This window comes from Gillisia hiemivivida, from assembly GCF_007997295.1.
Lineage (GTDB): Bacteria > Bacteroidota > Bacteroidia > Flavobacteriales > Flavobacteriaceae > Gillisia > Gillisia hiemivivida.
Genome location: NZ_VORY01000014.1, coordinates 61564 through 81855 on the forward strand (window position 1 = coordinate 61564; position 20292 = coordinate 81855).

At 35.5% G+C, this 20292-nt stretch carries 14 protein-coding genes; 5 read left to right on the plus strand and 9 right to left on the minus strand.

What is annotated here, in order from left to right:
• Window positions 1–222: 222 nt before the first annotated feature.
• The 3 genes from ES724_RS11745 to rlmB all read left to right on the plus strand — a co-directional run bounded on the left by ES724_RS11745 (window position 223) and on the right by rlmB (window position 6092).
• Window positions 223–3402 (plus strand): SusC/RagA family TonB-linked outer membrane protein, encoded by a 3180-nt coding sequence (locus ES724_RS11745; RefSeq protein WP_146933162.1) that lies wholly within the window; start codon window positions 223–225, stop codon window positions 3400–3402.
• 11 nt (window positions 3403–3413) lie between these two features.
• Entirely contained in the window at window positions 3414–4790 is a 1377-nt protein-coding gene (locus ES724_RS11750; protein ID WP_146933164.1) for a SusD/RagB family nutrient-binding outer membrane lipoprotein, read from the plus strand.
• A 540-nt stretch (window positions 4791–5330) separates the two neighbouring features.
• Complete coding sequence (gene rlmB, locus ES724_RS11755) at window positions 5331–6092, plus strand: 23S rRNA (guanosine(2251)-2'-O)-methyltransferase RlmB (RefSeq protein WP_146933166.1); 762 nt, start codon at window positions 5331–5333, stop codon at window positions 6090–6092.
• Window positions 6093–6365: 273 nt separating this feature from the next.
• Here rlmB and ES724_RS11760 read toward each other — a convergent pair whose 3' ends face one another.
• Entirely contained in the window at window positions 6366–7112 is a 747-nt protein-coding gene (locus tag ES724_RS11760; protein WP_146933180.1) for a rhomboid family intramembrane serine protease, read from the minus strand.
• Between the two features lie 150 nt (window positions 7113–7262).
• Between ES724_RS11760 and ES724_RS11765 the strand changes: the two genes are divergently transcribed.
• Complete coding sequence (locus ES724_RS11765) at window positions 7263–8537, plus strand: replication-associated recombination protein A (protein WP_026839649.1); 1275 nt, start codon at window positions 7263–7265, stop codon at window positions 8535–8537.
• Here ES724_RS11765 and ES724_RS11770 read toward each other — a convergent pair.
• The 8 genes from ES724_RS11770 to ES724_RS11805 all read right to left on the minus strand — a co-directional run bounded on the left by ES724_RS11770 (window position 8534) and on the right by ES724_RS11805 (window position 16444).
• Window positions 8534–9385, minus strand: a complete 852-nt coding sequence (locus ES724_RS11770; RefSeq protein ID WP_146933168.1) for a hypothetical protein — start codon at window positions 9383–9385, stop codon at window positions 8534–8536. The genes ES724_RS11765 and ES724_RS11770 overlap by 4 nt on opposite strands.
• Window positions 9382–10791, minus strand: coding sequence for a DUF5723 family protein (locus tag ES724_RS11775; protein ID WP_246136864.1), 1410 nt, complete (start codon window positions 10789–10791; stop codon window positions 9382–9384). The genes ES724_RS11770 and ES724_RS11775 overlap by 4 nt, the downstream gene beginning before the upstream one ends.
• 3 nt (window positions 10792–10794) lie before the next feature.
• The gene (locus ES724_RS11780) at window positions 10795–11346 is read right to left on the minus strand and encodes a hypothetical protein (RefSeq protein WP_146933170.1); all 552 of its coding nucleotides are present in this window, start codon (window positions 11344–11346) and stop codon (window positions 10795–10797) included.
• A 46-nt stretch (window positions 11347–11392) separates the two neighbouring features.
• Entirely contained in the window at window positions 11393–12082 is a 690-nt protein-coding gene (locus ES724_RS11785; protein ID WP_026839652.1) for a YjjG family noncanonical pyrimidine nucleotidase, read from the minus strand.
• Entirely contained in the window at window positions 12069–13358 is a 1290-nt protein-coding gene (locus tag ES724_RS11790; RefSeq protein ID WP_146933172.1) for a polysaccharide deacetylase family protein, read from the minus strand. The genes ES724_RS11785 and ES724_RS11790 overlap by 14 nt, the downstream gene beginning before the upstream one ends.
• Before the next feature lie 12 nt (window positions 13359–13370).
• A complete protein-coding gene (gene radC, locus ES724_RS11795) occupies window positions 13371–14069 on the minus strand; it encodes a RadC family protein (RefSeq protein WP_026839654.1) in 699 nt (232 codons plus the stop codon).
• Between the two features lie 76 nt (window positions 14070–14145).
• The gene (locus tag ES724_RS11800; RefSeq protein WP_146933174.1) at window positions 14146–15501 is read right to left on the minus strand and encodes a UDP-N-acetylmuramate--L-alanine ligase; all 1356 of its coding nucleotides are present in this window, start codon (window positions 15499–15501) and stop codon (window positions 14146–14148) included.
• A gap of 61 nt (window positions 15502–15562) precedes the next feature.
• Entirely contained in the window at window positions 15563–16444 is an 882-nt protein-coding gene (locus tag ES724_RS11805; protein ID WP_246136865.1) for a tetratricopeptide repeat protein, read from the minus strand.
• Between the two features lie 210 nt (window positions 16445–16654).
• Here ES724_RS11805 and ES724_RS16525 point away from each other — a divergent pair.
• A partial coding sequence (locus tag ES724_RS16525; protein WP_170249889.1) for a hypothetical protein occupies window positions 16655–20292 on the plus strand: 3638 nt, incomplete at its 3' end.

The window sequence follows — 20292 nt, forward strand, 5'->3', positions numbered from 1 at the left end:
ACATTTTATTCTATTAAGGTAATAGGCCTACTGCACTTTTAGGATATGTCCATCCTTTATAAATTATCTTGTGTTATTAACAAATATTCACGTAATTGTACCTACGTATTAATACGAATGGCCATAAATTGTTGAAAGGCTATCAAATTATATTTAAAAATAATTTGCTTTATAAATAATCTTTTATCAAATTTGGCTTGGCTAATTAAAATAAACCAAAATATGAAATCAAATTTTACTCGATTTTTAACGCTATTCTTAGCGTTAATTGCGCAAATGACATTTGCGCAACAACAAACGGTTACAGGAACCGTTACAGACACGGATGGATTACCGCTTCCCGGCGTTAATGTTCTTGTAAAAGCAGGGACTACAGGTACCCAAACTGATTTTGATGGAAAATATTCTATCCAAGCATTTCAGGAAGATGTATTAGTATTTTCCTTTATAGGCTTGGTTAAAGCAGAATATCCGGTAGGAGATCGACGAACTATCAATGTAACTTTAAGTCCAGATGCCGCTACATTAGAGGAAGTGGTAGTAACGGCACTAGGGGTAAAAAGTACTCCACGCTCCGTTAGTTATGCAGTTGAAAATGTAAGTGCAGAAGACATTGAAAACACTGGAGAAACAAACCTTGTTAATTCCTTGGCCTCTAAGGCGGCAGGAGTTAGTGTGGTGAGTGCTTCAGGATCTGTTGGCGCCTCTGCCAATATTCGAATTAGAGGGAATACCTCTATTGGTAGATCGAATAGTCCTCTATTTATAGTTGATGGTGTTCCAATTGATAACTCTTCAACAGGAAACGCGACTGGAGGAACTGATAATTCCAACAGGGCAATTGATATAAATCAAAATGACATTGCTTCTATTGATGTATTAAAAGGTACTGCAGCACAAACTCTATATGGTTTAAGGGCTGCAAACGGAGTGATAATAATCACCACTAAAAAAGGGCAAACTGGCGCCCCAAGCGTTTCAGTTTCTTCTACATTACAATTTAGTGAAGTTAATCAACTTCCAGACCTACAAAAAGAATACGCTCAGGGAAGACCATTGGGCGGTGTACCTACTCACCGAGGACCTGAAACCTTTGAAGGTTTTAGCTGGGGTCCACGTATCTCTTCTTTAGAATACGATGGGGACACAAGTTATCCTTATAGCCGATTTGGGAGATTGGTACCAGAAGGAGAAGGTAATGGTATGGCTGCAAATGCCTACGATCATTCTGACTTCTTTGTAACAGGTGTTTTAGATGAGCAAAATGTTTCAGTTCGCGGAGGTTCAGAAAAAATAAAGTATTTCCTATCTGGAGGGAAACTGCATCAAACGGGGGTTGCACCTACCGAAGAGTTTGACAGGCGTTCGTTCAGAGCGGATGTTAGCGCTAAGCTGAGAGAAGATTTTGAGGTTTCTGCAAGTGGAACTTATGTTACTTCAGGTGGACGTAGAGTTCAAAGAGGTTCTAATGTTTCGGGAATTATGTTAGGTCTTTTGAGGACTACTCCATCATTCGATAATGGTAACGGCTTAACTGGTCGTTTAGCGGCATCCACTCCAGGTACTTATGAACTGCCAGATGGTAGTCAGAGGAGTTATCGTGCTGGGGTTTATGACAACCCATACTGGACCGTGGCTAAAAACCCTTCAACTGATGATGTTAAACGTTTTATAGGAAGATTATCATTCGATTACAAACCATTGGACTGGGCTACTTTAAGAGGAACCTTGGCTTACGATCAATATTCTGATGTTAGAAAAGCAGGGGTTGATATTAATTCTGCCGGTAATCCTCAAGGTCAGGTGTCAGATCTCACTATTTTCAGTGAAGACATCAATTCACAGCTTCTATTTTTAATAGATAAGAATATTTCAGACAACATTACATTTAATAGTGTAATAGGTTATGACGGTTTCACAACCCAAAGTTTAACCAGAGAGTCAATAGGTAACAGTCTTACTATACCAGGATTTTTCCATGTTTCTAACACTGCAAGCCAAGCTGTATTTGAGGGTGTGGGAAGAAAAAAATTAGATGCGCTTTTGGCTGATGCAAAGTTTGGTTTTAACAACACTTTCTTTTTGAATGGTGCCGTTAGAAATGACTGGTCCTCAACTTTACCAGAAGATAATAATGACTTCCTATCTTACAGTGCTGGAGGTGCAATTGTATTTTCAGAGTTTTTTGATAACTCAGGTTTCTTTAATTATGGTAAATTACGTGGATCCTACGGTAAAACTGGTAACGATGCTCCTATATTTGCTACGACCACTTATTATAATGCAGCCAATGCAGGAGGTGATGGTTTTATAGATGGTAACCAGTTCCCTATATTTTCCACTGTAGCTTTTGAGAGGTCTGCACAACTAGGTAACGCAGAGATTCAACCAGAAGTTACCAAAGAATTTGAAGTAGGTGCAGAACTTAGGTTCTGGGATTCAAGATTTAGAGTAGACGTTACTTATTATGATAAAGAAACCACAGACCAAATTATATCTGTAGATCAACCTGCAGTAACTGGATTCACCTCGCGTGTAATAAATGCCGGAATAATTTCCAATACAGGTTGGGAGGTTGTAGGTTATCTTAATCCAATTAGGACAGATGATTTTAATTGGAACATAGATGTTAACTGGACCACCTTCGAAAATAATGTGGAAGAATTAACAGAAAACGTTGAATCTATCTTCTTAGCAGGATTTACTTCCACTTCTTCCAGAGTAATTGCAGGTGAACCTTATGGTGTACTTTTTGGTTCGAGATTTGACAGAAATGATGAGGGTCAAGTTCTTATTGGAGACAATGGGTTTCCACTTGTAGATCCTGAAGATGGTGTGATTGGAGATCCAAATCCAGATTGGACGATGGGTATAAGAAACACATTTTCTTATAAAAACTTTTCATTATCTGCCTTATTAGATATTAGACAAGGTGGTGATGTATGGTGTGGTACATGTGGTATTATAGATTACTTTGGTACCTCTCAAAAAACTGCTGAACAAAGAGAAATTACTGATTTTGTTTTTGAAGGAGTAAATGCCGGAACTGGAGCTCAGAACACTACTGAAGTTGCTTTAGCTAATCCTGAAAATGGTTTAGGATCTTACAGATGGGTACGATATGGATTTGGTGGAGTTTCCGAAGATTATATTTTCGATTCTTCTTGGGTAAGATTGAGAGAAGCTTCTATTTCTTATAGTTTACCTGGTTCTTTATTGGATGCAACCTTTTTAACTTCAGGTTCAATTACCGCTTCAGGAAGGAACTTATTTTTAATTACCGACTATCCAGGTATAGATCCTGAAACAAATCTTACAGGTTCAAGTAATGGTATTGGTTTGGACTATTTTAACCAACCTAATACTAAGAGTTATGCTTTAACAGTAAAACTTAACTTTTAAAACAAAAAAAAATGAAAAGCAAAAACATATTTAAGATTTTACTCACGGCAATTTTCAGTTTTGCTGTTTTGATCTCCTGTGACTATGATGATGTCAATCAGGATCCTACAAGGCCAGGTGGAGAAAGTGTACCATTAGTTGCAGTTATGCCTGCCATGCAAACCCAAACGCACAGGAATATTGATGCCGTTCTTGGAAGGTATGCAGGTATAATAATGCAGCAATGGCAGGGCTTTGATGCGCAGCAATTACAGTATACTTCATATGTAATTGGAGAGAATGATACAGACAACCCTTGGGATTTTGGTTTGTATACTGGTTCTATGAGAGATGCTGCCGATATAATCGAAAGAGCAACTATCACAGAAGCATTAAATACCAGGGGGGTTGCTAAAATTTATATGGCTATCAATTTAGGTCTTGCTACTAATGTCTGGGGAGATGTTCCTTATTCGGAAGCTTTTTTGGGTAAAGAAAACCTTTCTCCTAAATATGACGATCAGGAAGAACTTTACGGTGTATTGCAGACTTTACTATCTGGTGCAATCGAAGATCTTAATGCAGAAGATCCAGCGGGTATCCAGGGAGACCTTCTTAACGGTTCTAACGACCAGTGGATAGCTGCAGCGCACTCTTTAAAAGCAAGATTTTATATTCAGCAAACAAGTGTGAATTCTAACGCAGCGCAATTAGCCTTAGACGAACTAGATCTGGCTATCTCTAGTAATGCGGAACAATTAAATTTTCAATTCGAAAACACACAAAACGGTGGACATCCTTTAGCTTTGTTTGGTTTCCAAAGACCGAACACTATGATTATTGATGGGTTTTTTGCCGATCTGATGATGGAAGATCCAAGAATGGACAAATACATGTTTGAAGAAGAAGGTAACTTTTTCTTCTTTGATTCAGGTAACCCGAATCTTTTCTGGGCGCAGTTAGACAGCCCTAATCCAGTAATCAGTTATTCAGAAACCAAGTTTATTGAAGCAGAAGCATTAGCACGTACTGGTGGAGATGGCACAGATGCTTTAGAAGAGGCAGTAAGAGCTAACATGTCTTATTTAGGTATTGCTTCTACCGAAATTGAGGATTATATCAGCAGCTTACCAGCTACTAGTATTCAAACCATCATCCTTGAAAAATACAAAGCCATGTATGGACAGTCACCTATGCAGGTATGGAATGATTATAGAAGAACAGGGTTTCCAGATATTACTGCAAACGAAAATGGGGCAAATGGAAACAATCCTTCAGGTATTGTGCCTAGAAGATTGCTTTATCCAATCTCCGAGCGACTATCAAATCCGGATGAATACCAGGCAGCAATTGATGCCCAAGGAGGTCACTTATTAGATGATGATATTTGGGTGTTTCCTTTAAATTAAAAAATCTTTTATATAATAACTTTATTTAAAAAAATGCCCGTGAAATTTCACGGGCATTTTTACATCTACAAAAATTCCTTTTTAATATTAAGAACCTATCTTAAATTCAATAAAAGGTTTTACTCATAATACATGCGTTCACTCAATTTAAATTTAAACCAACTAATCAGAAAGTTGAAAATTAAAGAAGGCTGATAATTCATACTTTTATTTTGAAAAAATAATTTTGATTCAATTTTAGGACGTTCTTAAAAATTCAAACAAGTCATACATTCACCAGATAATTGATTTATGCTGAATGGATCCTTTATAGATATTCCGGCAGACACTAATGAGGTTAAAGGATGGGCTTAATAGAAAGCACTAAAAGGCTACGGGAACAAAACTTGAAGTCTTTTTATCGAAAAAAATATTTAAAGCTATCCGTGGATCGTCCATCGACTTGGATTTCAAATTTGAACTTGCGGAGAAGAGTTTTTGAGAGCCTTTTTTATTTTTCTCTTTTAGTATTTTGTCTTAGCAAAGTATATCTTTGCGCTTATGGAAGATACTACTACAATTTTTGGGATTAGAACGGTGATGGAGGCGATTCAAAGTGAAAAGAATATAGATAAGATTTATATTCAGAAAGGACTTAATAATACGCTATTCCAAGAGCTGTTATCTTTAATTGGTAAAAAAGGATTTAATATTTCTTATGTTCCTGTAGAAAAACTTCAGAAACTTACCCAAGGAAACCACCAAGGGGTTGTAGCCAAAATATCTCCTATAGAATTTCCAGATATGGAGGAAGTTGTGCAACGAATATTAGAAGATACTAATGCAACTCCTCTATTCTTGCTTTTAGATCAGATTACCGATGCTAGAAACTTTGGAGCGATTATTAGAACTGCTGAATGTTGTGGTGTTCACGCGATCATCATCCAAGACAATGGAGGAGCACCTGTAAATGCAGATACGGTAAAGACTTCGGCTGGAGCAGTTTTTAATATCCCAATATGTAAAGTGAATCATATTAAAGATGCTATTTACTATTTACAAGGGTCTGGTGTGAATGTAGTGGCCGCAACAGAGAAAAGCGATCAATCTATTTACGAAACAGAATTAAACAAGCCTACAGCCTTAGTATTGGGTAGTGAAGGAAGAGGAATTAACCCTTCTGTTTTAAAGATCGTTAACGATAAAGCAAAATTGCCTATGTTTGGAACAATCGGTTCTTTAAATGTTTCTGTAGCTTGTGGTGCGTTTTTATATGAAATAGTTAGACAGAGAATCCCCCTAACCCCCAAAGGGGGAATGTAAACTCGAGAGCGCGGATTTGTAATCCGTGCCTGCAACTACTATCAAAACGAATCTATCCAATAGCGCGGATTTACAATCCGTGCTAACAGCAGTGCCTGCAATCACTATCATAACAAATCTAACAAAACAACTTCTAGATCATTCTCTAAATCAGCATAATTTCTTGCAGATTTTTCAATCTGTTTCTCTCTAAGAATTAAAAAAAGCAACTGCCATATTGGGGTTGCATTAAAAAAGTCATGTGCTTTTCAATAAGATGCAAGTATGTAACGCTTACTCCTCCTTAGATTTCTTGAAAAAATATCTATAAACTGTTTTATTTTCAGGTATTTCCTCCTCAGAAATTTCTGGCTCAGGCAAGCTTTCTATGAAATTTCCGTTTTCATCAAAATGGCTCATAAAAAGATCACTTTGAGGATCATAATCTTCTTTCTCCCATTCATATTTCGGCTTTATTGCTATATTTTGCTTGAATACGAAGGCTAAAAGCAATCCTACAACTAATCCAGACAAATGTCCTTCCCACGAGATCTTTGGGTCTACAGGAACTATAAACCATAACATCCCGCCATAAAGAAAAACCACAATTAAAGAAAGTGCGATTAATCTATAGTATTTTGAAAATATTCCTTTAAAGAATAAAAAAGAGGCTAATAAATAGATAACTCCACTTGCTCCTATATGGTTGGCTGGCCTACCTATAAGCCAGGTGAAAAATCCGGTTAAGAACAGTCCTACCAATAACACTTTCCAGCTAATGGTTCTGTAGAAAAAGAACAGTGCCATTGTTAAAATGAAAAGAGGAATGGTATTATGAAAAAGGTGTTTAATATCTGAATGAATAAAGGGTGAAAAAAGAATACCCCTTAGACCCTTTACCGTTCTTGGCTGAATACCGAAATAATTAAAATCGAATCCAAACCGGATCTCAAACCAAAATACTATCCATAAAATTAAAATGAACAAAATTGGATAGGCTATGACTCCTGTCGAAAAAGTAAAAGGCTCTCTTTGTTTCAACATAGGTCTAATTTATAATTTTATTATGAATAGCTAAGCTTTGGAACTCTATTCACAAGCAAAAGCTATGCACAATTATGTGTATTGCCATTTTGTCAACAGTATCTTAAATATGAGAATCAGTCATTCCTGATTTCCTACCTTTGTGAAATGAATGAACCTCTTGCAGAACGATTAAGACCCAAAAAACTTAGCGATTATTTGAGTCAGCAACATTTAATAGGAAAAAATGGAGCGCTTACGCAACAGTTAAAACAAGGAATGATTCCGTCTCTTATATTATGGGGTCCTCCTGGCGTTGGTAAAACCACCTTGGCCAACATAATAGCAACAGAGAGCAATAGACCCTTTTATACCTTAAGCGCAATAAATAGCGGTGTAAAAGACATAAGAGACGTAATAGATCGCGCAAAAAAAGGAGAAGGTCTTTTCACTACCAAAAATCCAATCTTATTTATAGATGAGATCCACAGATTTAGTAAATCTCAGCAAGATTCTTTACTGGGAGCGGTAGAGAAAGGATGGGTTACTTTAATTGGTGCTACTACAGAAAACCCAAGTTTTGAGGTGATCTCTGCCCTGCTTTCTAGATGCCAGGTCTATGTTTTAAAAGCTTTTGAAAAAGACGATCTTATTGCTTTATTGCATCGGGCGATTAAAGAAGATTCTGAAATAAAAAAGAAGAATATAACTCTTACTGAAACTGAAGCTTTACTAAGATTAAGCGGAGGTGACGCAAGAAAATTATTGAACATTTTTGAACTATTGGTGAATTCCGTAGAGGAATCAATAGAGATAACTAACGAGCTAGTTCTTGAGAAGGTTCAGCAAAACACTGTGCTCTATGACAAGACGGGAGAGCAGCATTACGACATTGTTTCAGCATTTATAAAATCTATACGAGGAAGCGATCCAAATGGAGCTGTTTATTGGCTAGCCAGAATGATAGAAGGCGGAGAAGACGTGAAGTTCATTGCAAGACGATTACTTATAGCTGCAAGTGAAGACATTGGAAATGCAAACCCTACAGCATTGATAATGGCAAATAACACTTTTCAAGCAGTCACAACTATTGGGTTTCCAGAATCTCGCATAATATTAAGCCAGTGTGCAATATACCTGGCAACTTCCCCAAAAAGCAATGCGTCTTATGCTGCAATTAATGCTGCACAAGGCATTGTGAAAGAAACAGGAAATTTATCGGTTCCATTGCCCATAAGAAATGCTCCAACCAAATTGATGAAAGATCTAGGTTATGGAGACAATTATAAATATGCTCACAATTATGAAAATAACTTTGCTGAAGAAGAATTTCTTCCAGAGGAGATTAAAAACACTATGTTCTACAAACCTGGAAAAAATCAAAGGGAGGATGCGCAACGAGAATTCTTAAAGAAACGTTGGAAAAATAAGTACGATTACTAATTCTTAATATTATAAGTTTTAATAGAAGTGGAATTATCTAGAGCATTTAAAATCTCCACATTCAAATTTCCATCCTTATCAAAATATGCAATGCCCTGGCCTTGGATCGTGGAATAAATAAAATGATTTTCACTCCCAGTTTTTACCAGTTTAGCAAATGGTTCTTCCATTTGACTTTGAAATAATTGATATCCAAAATCGGTATTCAGAATATAAAATTCAACGTTTCCTGAAACATATACTTTTTCATTCTTATTAGCAGATGCAGATTTCTCTATTGTTGAGGCTTCTTTAGAAACTTGAGGAATAGCAGTTAGTATTACTTCTGGCTTCGGCTTAGTGTTTTCTTGTACAGGTTTCTCGTTCTCTTTTTCCTCTTGCTTACTAGCAACAACCGATTCTCCCGTTACTGAATTCTGATCGTAACTATAATTAACAGTTTCAAATGAAGAAAAAGCATCTCGAAGGGCTTCTTGATAGGCTTTTTTATACTCTTTTTCTCTACTGCTACCTTCTTCGGAAAGGAAAATTTGCTTATTCTTACAGTCTTTTAAAGAAATTTGAAGACTAGTTTTAAACAGACCACTATTATCGATTAAATCTGCATACAGTATATTACAGTCTTGTTTAGAAAAATCCGAAGGCACTTCTTCGTTTTCTAAAATAGCAGTGAACCCATATTTTTCAAACAGGAACTTGGTAAGTTCATTCATTTGATATTCATTCGATTCCTTTAAAAAATCAAACTTTTCGGGCACAGAAACATACTTATAGGAATTTAAATTTTGTCCTACACTCGTAAAACAAAAACCTATTAACAGCGTAAAAATTAAATAAGTATTTCTCATTGTTTTTTAAATATAAATTGCATCCCAATTTGAAGGGAAGCACTTTGTGATTTTGCAAGGTTAAAATATCCCGCTAAATTATCTGCTGCAATATAAAAATTAAATTTCTTGATTTTTGTTGAAACTAGCAAACCAACATTATAATATGAAAAGTCATCTATTGTATAAGAAACTTTTGCTCGAAGATTATTAGAAAACTTCCTGTCATAATACGTAGTTAACGCGTAATTCATAGATCTAGGCCTCTTTACTCCAAATAAATGCATCCCGATAAGGTTATAATTGCGACGTTTATAAGTTTTCCTATAATCACAAACTTCAAACATTTCCTCGAAACCAAATTCTATAGCAGCATTAAATTTTACAGGTCTCCACGTGGTATAATCTTCATTTAGGGTCTCATCCTTTAAGTTCCTATCTACCTCATCTTCAAAAAGATCCCAATAAGGAATCGTGTTATCATTTGGAGCCACGTCTGGGAACAAAGGTTCTATCCCATCTGTTTCATAATCTCCATAGTACAAATAGTTCTCCACATCGTGCTGCTGAAACATAATACCAATATCCAAGATGGAACCTGTTATCCTAAAATTATCGGCTAAATTATAGGTGGCTCCAAGATCTATTCCTGCACCAATATTACCTCCAAAAAAAGAACGTTTTAATAAATCTGCTGTGGATTCCTGTACCGTCATTCCCGTATTATTCAAAGAAGCATACCCAGAGGTATTTACCCGAATATTTATGTTTTCAGCAAAATGTCTATAAAAATTAGGGGTGTCAGGATCATCTCGAGTTATAAATTTACCAGAATTGTTTGTGCTAGCAACATTAAATATTCCCGAATACAGTTTACCGCGGGCTCCAACCGTTAATTTTCTGTTTATTTTTTTATTGATTCCCAGATGATAAACGGTCATTATTTCTCCTGTAAAAGACACATCAGAAAAATCAAAAGGAACGTTTAAATAAGCGTTGTTACCTTCATTCACCAATAGCGCTGGATCTTTAGGGAAATAGGCAAACATATCCATTTCTTGATAAACCCCCGCCGAAAGATATTGCCCATTATCTAGTCTCCATCCAAAAGAAAGTATTTCCAATTGCTGATGGAGCGTAAAATAATCATTTCTGGTTAATCGTCTAATTGCAGCACTTACTTTCTGGTTAACATCTTGATTTGAATCATCAAAAATATCGAACAAATTGACACCTGAAGAACCTGTTGAAATATGGAATTTAGAGAATAGCGGAACTCCAATATGCCCATCGAAGTTTACATTTGCCCCAGGATTATTAAGCAAGGATTGCGGCAAGCCATTTACATTATAGAGTAACTGCTTATTCTGGGCCTGGCAAAAGAAAATTCCAAAAAATAAAATTGTGAAAGAAAGGTAGGGTCTCATGCGCTAAAATTCAAATGAGAAAAGTCCCTTCGACTCAAATTTCAGCTCTCCTTCAAAAATATTTTGATTTGGTAACACCTCGATCTCCACCACCATTTTAATGGAGTTCTTAATAACATCAATACGTTCATTCTCAATAAATTCTACCCAATCTGTTACTACAGGATTATTTTTATCACCTTGCGCTATATCAAATTGCAGAGAATGTTGGACTCTATTATTTTCAGAAAGAAAGGAGATTTTATTTCTAAATTGCTGCGGAAAGAAGTTGGTATATCTAAAGCTAAATTCTACGGTACTTAGATCATCTTGAATATAACTATCATCTAAAAATTCTAAACGTACCGTATCCCGAATTACTGCAGCAAATTCTCCAGTATCTTTTTCCTCAAAATCCGCACTGGTCACATCAAAAACCAATAAACTTACCTGAAGGTCTGGTGTAAGTGCAATTTCTTCTGTTTGATCTAGGTCTATATCTTTTACACAAGAAAGCATAACCACGCTAAAAAGCAATAGCAAAATGGGGGTTTGAAGTAGTTTTACAAAAGACATCTGGGGAACATTCTTTTAGTGAAACGAAGATATAAATTCTTTATTGCTATAAATACTTACGCAACTCATTTAACTTCTGAATTTGAGGCACTTGCCTACTTTCATTTTTACCATAATAATCAAAAAATACAGCTTGTAAGCCTGCATTTTTAGCCCCTTCTATATCAGCTTCATAACTATCACCAATCATAATAGAATTTTCGGGGGTTGCATTGGCTTTTTGAAGTGCTATATTAAATATTTGAAAATGCGGCTTTTTAACTCCAGCTTCTTCAGAAGTGGTAATGGTTTCAAAAAAGTCTGCTATCTTGGAATTTTGCATTTTGTTATGCTGAATTTCTTCAAAACCATTAGTGATAATATGCAGCTTGTATTGGGGCTTCAGGTAGTCTAAAATCTCTATTGTATCCTGGAGCAGATGATTAAAACCTGGTAAAACACTAATATATCTATTTGATAGATTGTCGATTACTTCATCTGAAACCTGAATTTTCATCGCCTTAAAACTATCATGAAGCCTGCCGACGCGCAATACTTCTTTGGAAACCAAGTTATTTCGGTATCGTGCCCAATAGTCTATATTAATAGGAATATAGGTGTCTAAAAAATCCTGAATTTCAAGACCTATATTTTCTTCTTTGAAAATCACATCGAAAGTTAATGCTGAATTTTTATCGAAATCCCACAAGGTGTGGTCCAGATCAAAATAAACGTGTTTTATGTTATTGAATTTCATGTATTTGCTTTAGTAATGAATAATGATAATTAAAATTGGCATATTCTGAGAAATCTCGATTCTTAAAGATAGTAAGCATATTCCCCTTTACTCTTTTAAGATCCTTCATGATCTTGAGAACAATTCCCTGAAGTTCATTAGCATCATAAACACGTGTTGCCTGAGAATGAAAAACATAAGGATGCACCTTTAATGGAGTGGTTATCTCTAAATTGATATCATAAAACAAAAAGGGCAAACTCGTTCCTGCTCTAAATCCAATTGTTTCGGGATAGCCCATAGAATAATCATTAGGGATCTCAAGTTCATTTAAAAAACCATAATGTTCCGGTAAGAGTAAATTATACTTTGTATTTACTACATTTTGTAAAGGCCCGTGAATGATATTTTCAAACCGTTTCTTTTCAACCTTTAAAACCTCAATATCCGGAATTGCAAAATAACCTAATCGCAATCCCACTTCAGAATAATCTGCTACATATTTAATGATCTCTCTATAGTTAAGTCTGTTATGATTTATATTTCTGTCGTACACATTGAAGTTACTTAACTGAAACATGAAATTTAAATTGACCTTGTGTTTTTTAACCAATAATATTAGATCATCAAAAACATTATAGGGATCTTTTTTAAGTCTAAGCAGAACCCTTAATCTATCGGTTATCCTGCTAAACTTTAATTGTGTTAGGTCCGAAATAATTCCAGAGAAACTTCTTAGCAAGCCTTTATTTTTGAAATTAAATACATGGCTCACTGAAATTAAAGAGGAGGATTGATATTTTCTTTTCGAAAAGGAAATTTCCGGAAACCTATTAATAAGTAAATTGGAGAAATTCTGTATCCAAATATCAATAACCGGAGAGTCTAAAAACCCCTCCTTGGATGCCAAACTTTCTAAAGCTGGAAATCTCCCAAAACTATCTTTTACATGAGGTAAATACTCTTCGTATCTGGAAAGTAAATAAAAGGTGGCAGCAAAAATATCGAATGGTAGATCGCTATTTTCTGAAACAGGGAATAAACACTTCGTATTATCCCATTTCTGCACCTTGACCTCTACATCGCTGAAACCTTGTTCTAGTAGTAAATCTACATTCTGAAAAAACATTTCATTTCCAAGTCTCTTTTTACCATAAGAGAACTTCATACTATCATACGCGATGAATTCTTCTATTTTTGAAGTGAATTTAATATCTATCCCTAATACGCGAGTGCAAATATGCTTAAATGCGTAAGTTATTCTGGGAGTTACTTTTTGAGTATAAATTAAAAGCATTGTAAATGGGAGTTACATCAATCCTTCGTCGGCAAAGCTAAAATAGGACTTTTCAGTAACAATAAGGTGATCTAGAATTTTAATATCCATACTTTCCGCAGCCGTTTTAAGCTTTAGAGTTAATTGTTTATCTGCTTCGCTCGGATTTAAATTTCCAGAAGGATGGTTATGGGCAAGTATCAAAGAAACTGCGCCTAATTCTAAAGCTTTGCGCAAGGTAACTCGAACATCTACTAAGGTTCCAGTGATCCCGCCTTTACTTACCTGGAATTGCTCGATGATCTTATTAGCGTTATTAAGATATAGGATCCAAAATTCTTCATGTGCCAATTCTCCAAGTATAGGTTGTAATACTTCGAAAACAGAATTACTGGAAGTAACCTTCACATTTTCCAATGCTTCTTCAGAACGTCTCCTCCTCCCTAGCTCCATGGCAGCAATAATGGAAATAGCTTTTGCCTCTCCAATTCCTTTAAAATGCATAAGTTGAGAAACGGATTGCTTGCCCAAAATATTTAGGTTATTCTGATTGTTTGAAAGAATTTTCTTTGAAAGTTCTACAGCACTCTCATCTCTATTTCCAGAACCAATAAGTATTGCAATCAATTCAGCATCTGTTAAAGAAAGTTTTCCTTTCTGAAGCAATTTTTCTCGGGGTCTATCGTCTATTGCCCAATTTTTTATTGTAAAAGGAATTTTATCGTTACTCATGCAGATTATTTATATAAATATAAACAAATCAAGCAATTATGAGCGAAATTCTAATTAATTTGAAAAAATTAAACTGCTAAGAAATCCAGTTTTTGATCTCATTAAAATCTAATCCGCCATAGTTCCCACTACTCATAAGCAATAACACCTTATTTGCATAATCCATATTTTTTAGATGAAGCTTGAAGTCTTCAGAATTCGTAAAAACATTTAGATCTGTGTTTCCAAAAGCTTCAAAGATTTGCGCTTCGGTTATTGGAGGCAACTTCTTTATCTGAAGTGCTTCCGGAGAGAAAAAAACTATGGCTTCATCGGCACTATTCAAACTAGACTTATATTGTTTTAAAAATTCAGGAGTTAAACTACTATAAGTATGCAGTTCTAAACATGCAACTAGCTTTTTATCAGGATATTGATCTTTTACTGCGGTAGTTGTAGCAGTAACTTTAGATGGACTATGAGCAAAATCTTTAAACACCAACGTGTTATTGGCATCTAATATTTTCTCTAATCTTTTAGAAGCCCCTTTAAAAGTTGAAATAGCTTCATAAAAATCATCTTCATCTACTCCCATATGCTGACAGATCCATTTTGCTCCAGCTAGATTATTGAGGTTATGAGCTCCAAACAATTCTATTGGCAAATCCCCTTCTGCAGTGTTTAAAACTGTAATTCCGTCTTCTATAGAATATTCAGGAGTTTTATATCCATGCTTTCGAATTTGGTTAGTTGTATTCTCTGCAATTCTAACAAGTTCAGGATCTTCCTCATTATAAACCAAGATACCTCCACTAACAATAGAATCTACAAAAATTTCGAATTGCTCTACATAATTCTCATAAGTAGGAAAAACATTGATATGATCCCAGGCAACTCCACTTAATAAAGCAATATTCGGCTTATAAAGATGAAATTTTGGCCTTCTATCTATTGGAGAAGATAAATACTCATCTCCTTCTAATAAGATAAAATCATTTTCTTCAGTTAAATGAACCATATTAGTAAATCCCTCCAATTGAGCACCAACCATAAAGTCTATCTCCTTACCGTTATAATGCAAAACATGCAGAATCATTGAAGTAATTGTGGTTTTCCCATGGGAGCCTCCAATAACTACTCTAGTTTTATTTTTAGATTGTTCAAATAAAAATTCTGGATAAGAATATATTTTGATTCCTAACTCTGTAGCTTTAAGTAATTCGGGGTTATAGCTTTTAGCGTGCATACCCAAAATAATAGCATCTAGTTCATTTGATATTTTTTCAGGGAACCAACCAGTCTCGGCGGGTAATAAGCCTTCTTTTTCTAATTTAGATTTAGATGGTTCAAAGATAGCATCGTCGCTTCCAGTAACTTTATATCCTTTGTGATGTAATGCCAATGCCAAATTGTGCATAGCACTTCCGCCAATAGCAATAAAATGAAGATTCATGTAATAAAATTTGAAGCAAATATAGGTATTATAGCATACTAAAATGCATTGAAATACTCAATTATAGTTCATGAATTCGCTTCTTTTCATCCAAGGCTTCATTAAAATCAGCCTTAAGCGTTAGAGCCTTATCAATATATGCTAATGCAGCTTTTTTATTCCTCATATTTACCAAAATCTGGGCTTTACGCAGATACACCCACTCCATAGAACACCTATCTTTGTAACTGTAGTTTTTCGTATAAGTATCAAGTAATTGCATGCCATATTGAGATTCTAAATTAAGCTCTGCCGCAACTTTTCCAAGCTCATAATTTAGAGAATTTGATTTCATATTGCCATTGGTGTTTCTGTACTTATTAAATGCATTTTTATAATAAACTAAGGCCTCTTTAATATTCTCATTCTCCTTTATTATAAAGCCCTTTGCTAAGTAAGCATTAACGGGACTTAGATCTTTTAGTTGATTGGCATACATCAATGCTTTTTCATCACTTCCTCCTAAGATCCCTGGCAATTTTATATATAATTCTACCAGAGCCCGTCTAGCTACAATTTGAGAGCGATCTTGCTCTGCAGCTAAGGATAAATACTTTTTAATGTCTGGAATATAAACCACCGCTTGCAATCTCGAAACGCTTAATGCTTTCATCCCCAGCGCTCCTCCATATTTTAGATTAAAGTTTGCATTTTCCGGATTAGCAACAACCAATTTTTTATAATAAGAAATAGCTGTATCCCAGTTTTTTTCAAAACTGGCAATATCCCCTAATAATTCGAAGACAATAAGGTCTGCATTATTTTTATTAACTTGTTCATTAAGAAGGGTCTTAGCTTCGGCTACTTTTCCGGATTCTAGATAGGAAATTGCCTTGTCCGAAATCGATTGAGAATAGGACAATGAAGTTAATAATATGATAGATAAAATAAGAATTTTTTTCATAAAACGTAATGTAAGAAATTATTGTCATACATAATTCTTACCAGATAGCAGCCTGAGCATCAGATTAACAAAACATTAACAACAATACTTCATACCGTTAAATTATTGCTCAAAAACAACCATATTGTTGAAAATATTTGCAATATTTGCTTTGCCTTATGCGGCCATTTATTAACTAAATATTTTAATGTTAAACTTAACACCTAGCCTATGCAAAATTTTACTTTAGGAAAGAAGGGATATTCTATGCTCCTTTTTGCCCTAGTTTTATTAATTGGTAGTTCGCCCTCTTACGGGCAAACTAACTGCCCAACAGTTAGCGACGACACGCAGGATTTCTGCTATTTGGCAACTATTGCTGATTTGAACGCAACTGCTAACGGTGATGGAGTAAGATGGTATAGAAATGCCACTTCCAATACTGCCATTCCAGAAAATGAATTACTAGAAACCGGCTCTTATTTCGCAGGTAATAATTCCAATACTTGTAGAAGTGGGAGAACTGAAGTTACCGTTACTGTAGACGATTTTGGTGTTCCTACTGCCGATTTTGGAAATATTTATACTCCTTGTGAATATAGCACAGATGATAATAGCACTGTTGCAGATTTAATTGCAAGTGTTGTTGGTAACGATATAAGAGTATATGAGGAAGAATTTAGCGGAAATGCTTTAAACCCCAATACAGATTTAGTAGAAGGAAGAAGCTATTTCGCAGATCAAAAAAATCCAGATTCAGAGTGCAGAACAAGTCGCCTTGCATTAAGATATGAGCCAGTTCTTGCGGAAGCACCAATCGCAGATGATCAAACTTTTTGTCCGGGAGCAACTGTGGCAGATCTTGTAGCACAAGCAACCAGCCCTAATCAAACAGCATTTAGATGGTATAGCACTCGCACATCTAATCCACAGCTAAGCGACAATACTCCTTTAATAAATGGAGAATCATATTATGCAAGCCAAATTGTTAATAGAGAAAACTCCCCTCTTCCTCCTTGTGAAAGTAGAGATAGAGTTGAAGTTATTGTAACTTTTCAAGATGTTACACCAGAAGAAGAAACTCAAGTGTTTTGTGTAGATTCAGAAGATGATTCTACGAGACCTAGAGTTGCTGATTTAGTTTCACCTTACGGAACACCATTCTTTGCTGATGTAGATTTCACGGTATTATTAGATCCACAAGCTTTTTTAACTGATAGCGATGATAATGGAACATTCTATTTTACTGCTAATGGAAATCCCGATGCTTGTGAAGCAACAAGAGTTACTGTTGATCTAGTAGAAATTCCAAATGCGGGAAGAGATGTCAATGAAACTATATGTTCAACGGCTTTAAGTAATCCTGCAGCATTAATTGTAAGATTTAATGAATTATTGGTAGGCAGAGATCTTGGAGGTGAATTTACAGATGATAATACTTCAGACCTAATTGCCCAATTCAACACTAGTCCTGTTGGAGTTTTTACAACAACATATACAGTAAATAATGGAAGCTGTACAGATTCTGCCGTAATCACATTGACGGTAGAAGCCCCAACTATTGTAGAAGCTGGAAATATTGACGACTTTGCTGTTTGTAGCAATGACGATATAATTGCATTATCAACTTTATTAAGTGATGATGCAACTAAAGGTGGAACTTTCACAAATTCAAATAGCTCCGTAGTTACAAGTTTTGATCCTTCTACTGCAGCACTTGGAGATAATGATTTCACATACACTGTGAATGGAAATCCGGCAAATTGTACAATAGGCACTGCTTTTGAACAATTTAGTATTACGGTAAATCAAGCTCCCAATGCAGGAGAGAATGGTAGTATTCAAGTATCCAGAACTGATGCTTCATTTAACCTATTTACTGTATTGAATGGTAACCCAGACACTAATGGAACTTTTTCTCCAGGAAATTCTAGTGGTACATTCAATCCTGCAACTGGTCAGCAAGGAACATTTACTTATACAGTAACCAATGATAATTGTCAAGCGCAATCAACTGTTAACGTAATAATATTGGATGAAAATCTTTGTCCAGTAGTTCCAAGAGAAGAGCAATTCTTCTGTGAGTTGATAGTAGATCAAATTACTGGCCTTAAAAGAAAGCCACAAATTAGAGATCTTAAGCCTGCTGGTGCAACATGGTATGATTCTAAAGTAGAAACAGACCCGGAACGCCCTAGAGCAACGCTTAAAAAGAATCATGTATATTATGCAGGAAATGCTCAAGGTACTTGTGATAATAGAACTAGAATAATTGTTAGATTATTGGATGAGCCAAGTGCGGGTTCTGATACTACAATTGTAATTTGTGAAGATGAAGAAGCTTTTGATGTAATACCTAGAATAGCTGACAGTTCAGAATTTGGACCTGCAAACGGGGGTGGATCATTTTCGCCTGCATTTGCTAGTGGAACTACCATATTCAATCCTTCTTTAGATTCTGATGGTGTATATACTTATACCTCTAGTAATGCAGTATGTAATCCTGCATCTTCTAAAATAACAATTAAGTTTATCGACAATCCAATCCCTGCAAATGCCGGAACAATAGAAGATGTAACTTACTGTACAGACGACTCTCCTCTAGACTTATATAGTCTAGTGAGTAATGAAGATGGTGTATACCAATTTGGTGAATTTACTGTAGGTGGTGATGTTGTTATGAATCCTTTAGACCTTTCTGGACTAGGAGGAACAACTTTAAATATAACTTATACAGTAAGTGAAGAGCAGTCTTCATGTATTTCTGGAAGTAATAGCGTAACTTTTAAATTAACTGTTAACACACCAGTTGATGCTGAAGTTGGAACTATCGCAAATCAATTAACTTGTGTGGTTGGTGAATCTATAGCACTTGCTACATTATTGAATGCTGATACTACTTCTCTAAATGGAACATTCACTGGAACAGGAGTTAGCAATGGAATATTTGATCCAGCAGTAGCTGGTGCAGGTATGTTCACAATTACTTATAATGTTAATGGTGATAATAATCCTTGTATCGATGGGAATGCTTCAGGAACGTTTACAATTAATGTAACAGAAGAAGCTACTACAGCAATTGTTGGAACTATTCCAAATCAAGAAACTTGCGTAGATGGTGATGCTATATCTCTTGGTGCGTTGTTAAATGCAGATACAACTTCTCTTAACGGAACATTCACTGGAACAGGAGTTAGCAATGGAATATTTGATCCAGCAATAGCTGGTGCAGGTATGTTCACAATTACTTATAATGTTAATGGTGATAATAATCCTTGTATCGATGGGAATGCTTCAGGAACGTTTACAATTAATGTAACAGAAGAAGCTACTACAGCAATGGTTGGAACTATTCCAAATCAAGAAACTTGCGTAGATGGTGATGCTATATCTCTTGGTGCGTTGTTAAATACAGATACAACTTCTCTTAACGGAACATTCACTGGAACAGGAGCTAGCAATGGAATATTTGATCCAGCAGTAGCTGGTGCAGGAACCTTCACTATTACTTATGAAGTGAATGGTGACGATAATCCTTGTATCAATGGTAATGCTTCAGGAACGTTCACAATCAATGTAACAGAAGAAGCTACTACAGCAATGATTGGAACTATTCCAAATCAAGAAACTTGCGTAGATGGTGATGCTATATCTCTTGGTGCATTGTTAAATGCAGATACAACTTCTCTTAATGGGACATTCACTGGAACAGGAGTAAGCAATGGAATATTTGATCCAGCAATAGCTGGTGCAGGTATGTTCACAATTACTTATAATGTTAATGGTGATAATAATCCTTGTATCGATGGGAATGCTTCAGGAACGTTTACAATTAATGTAACAGAAGAAGCTACTACAGCAATTGTTGG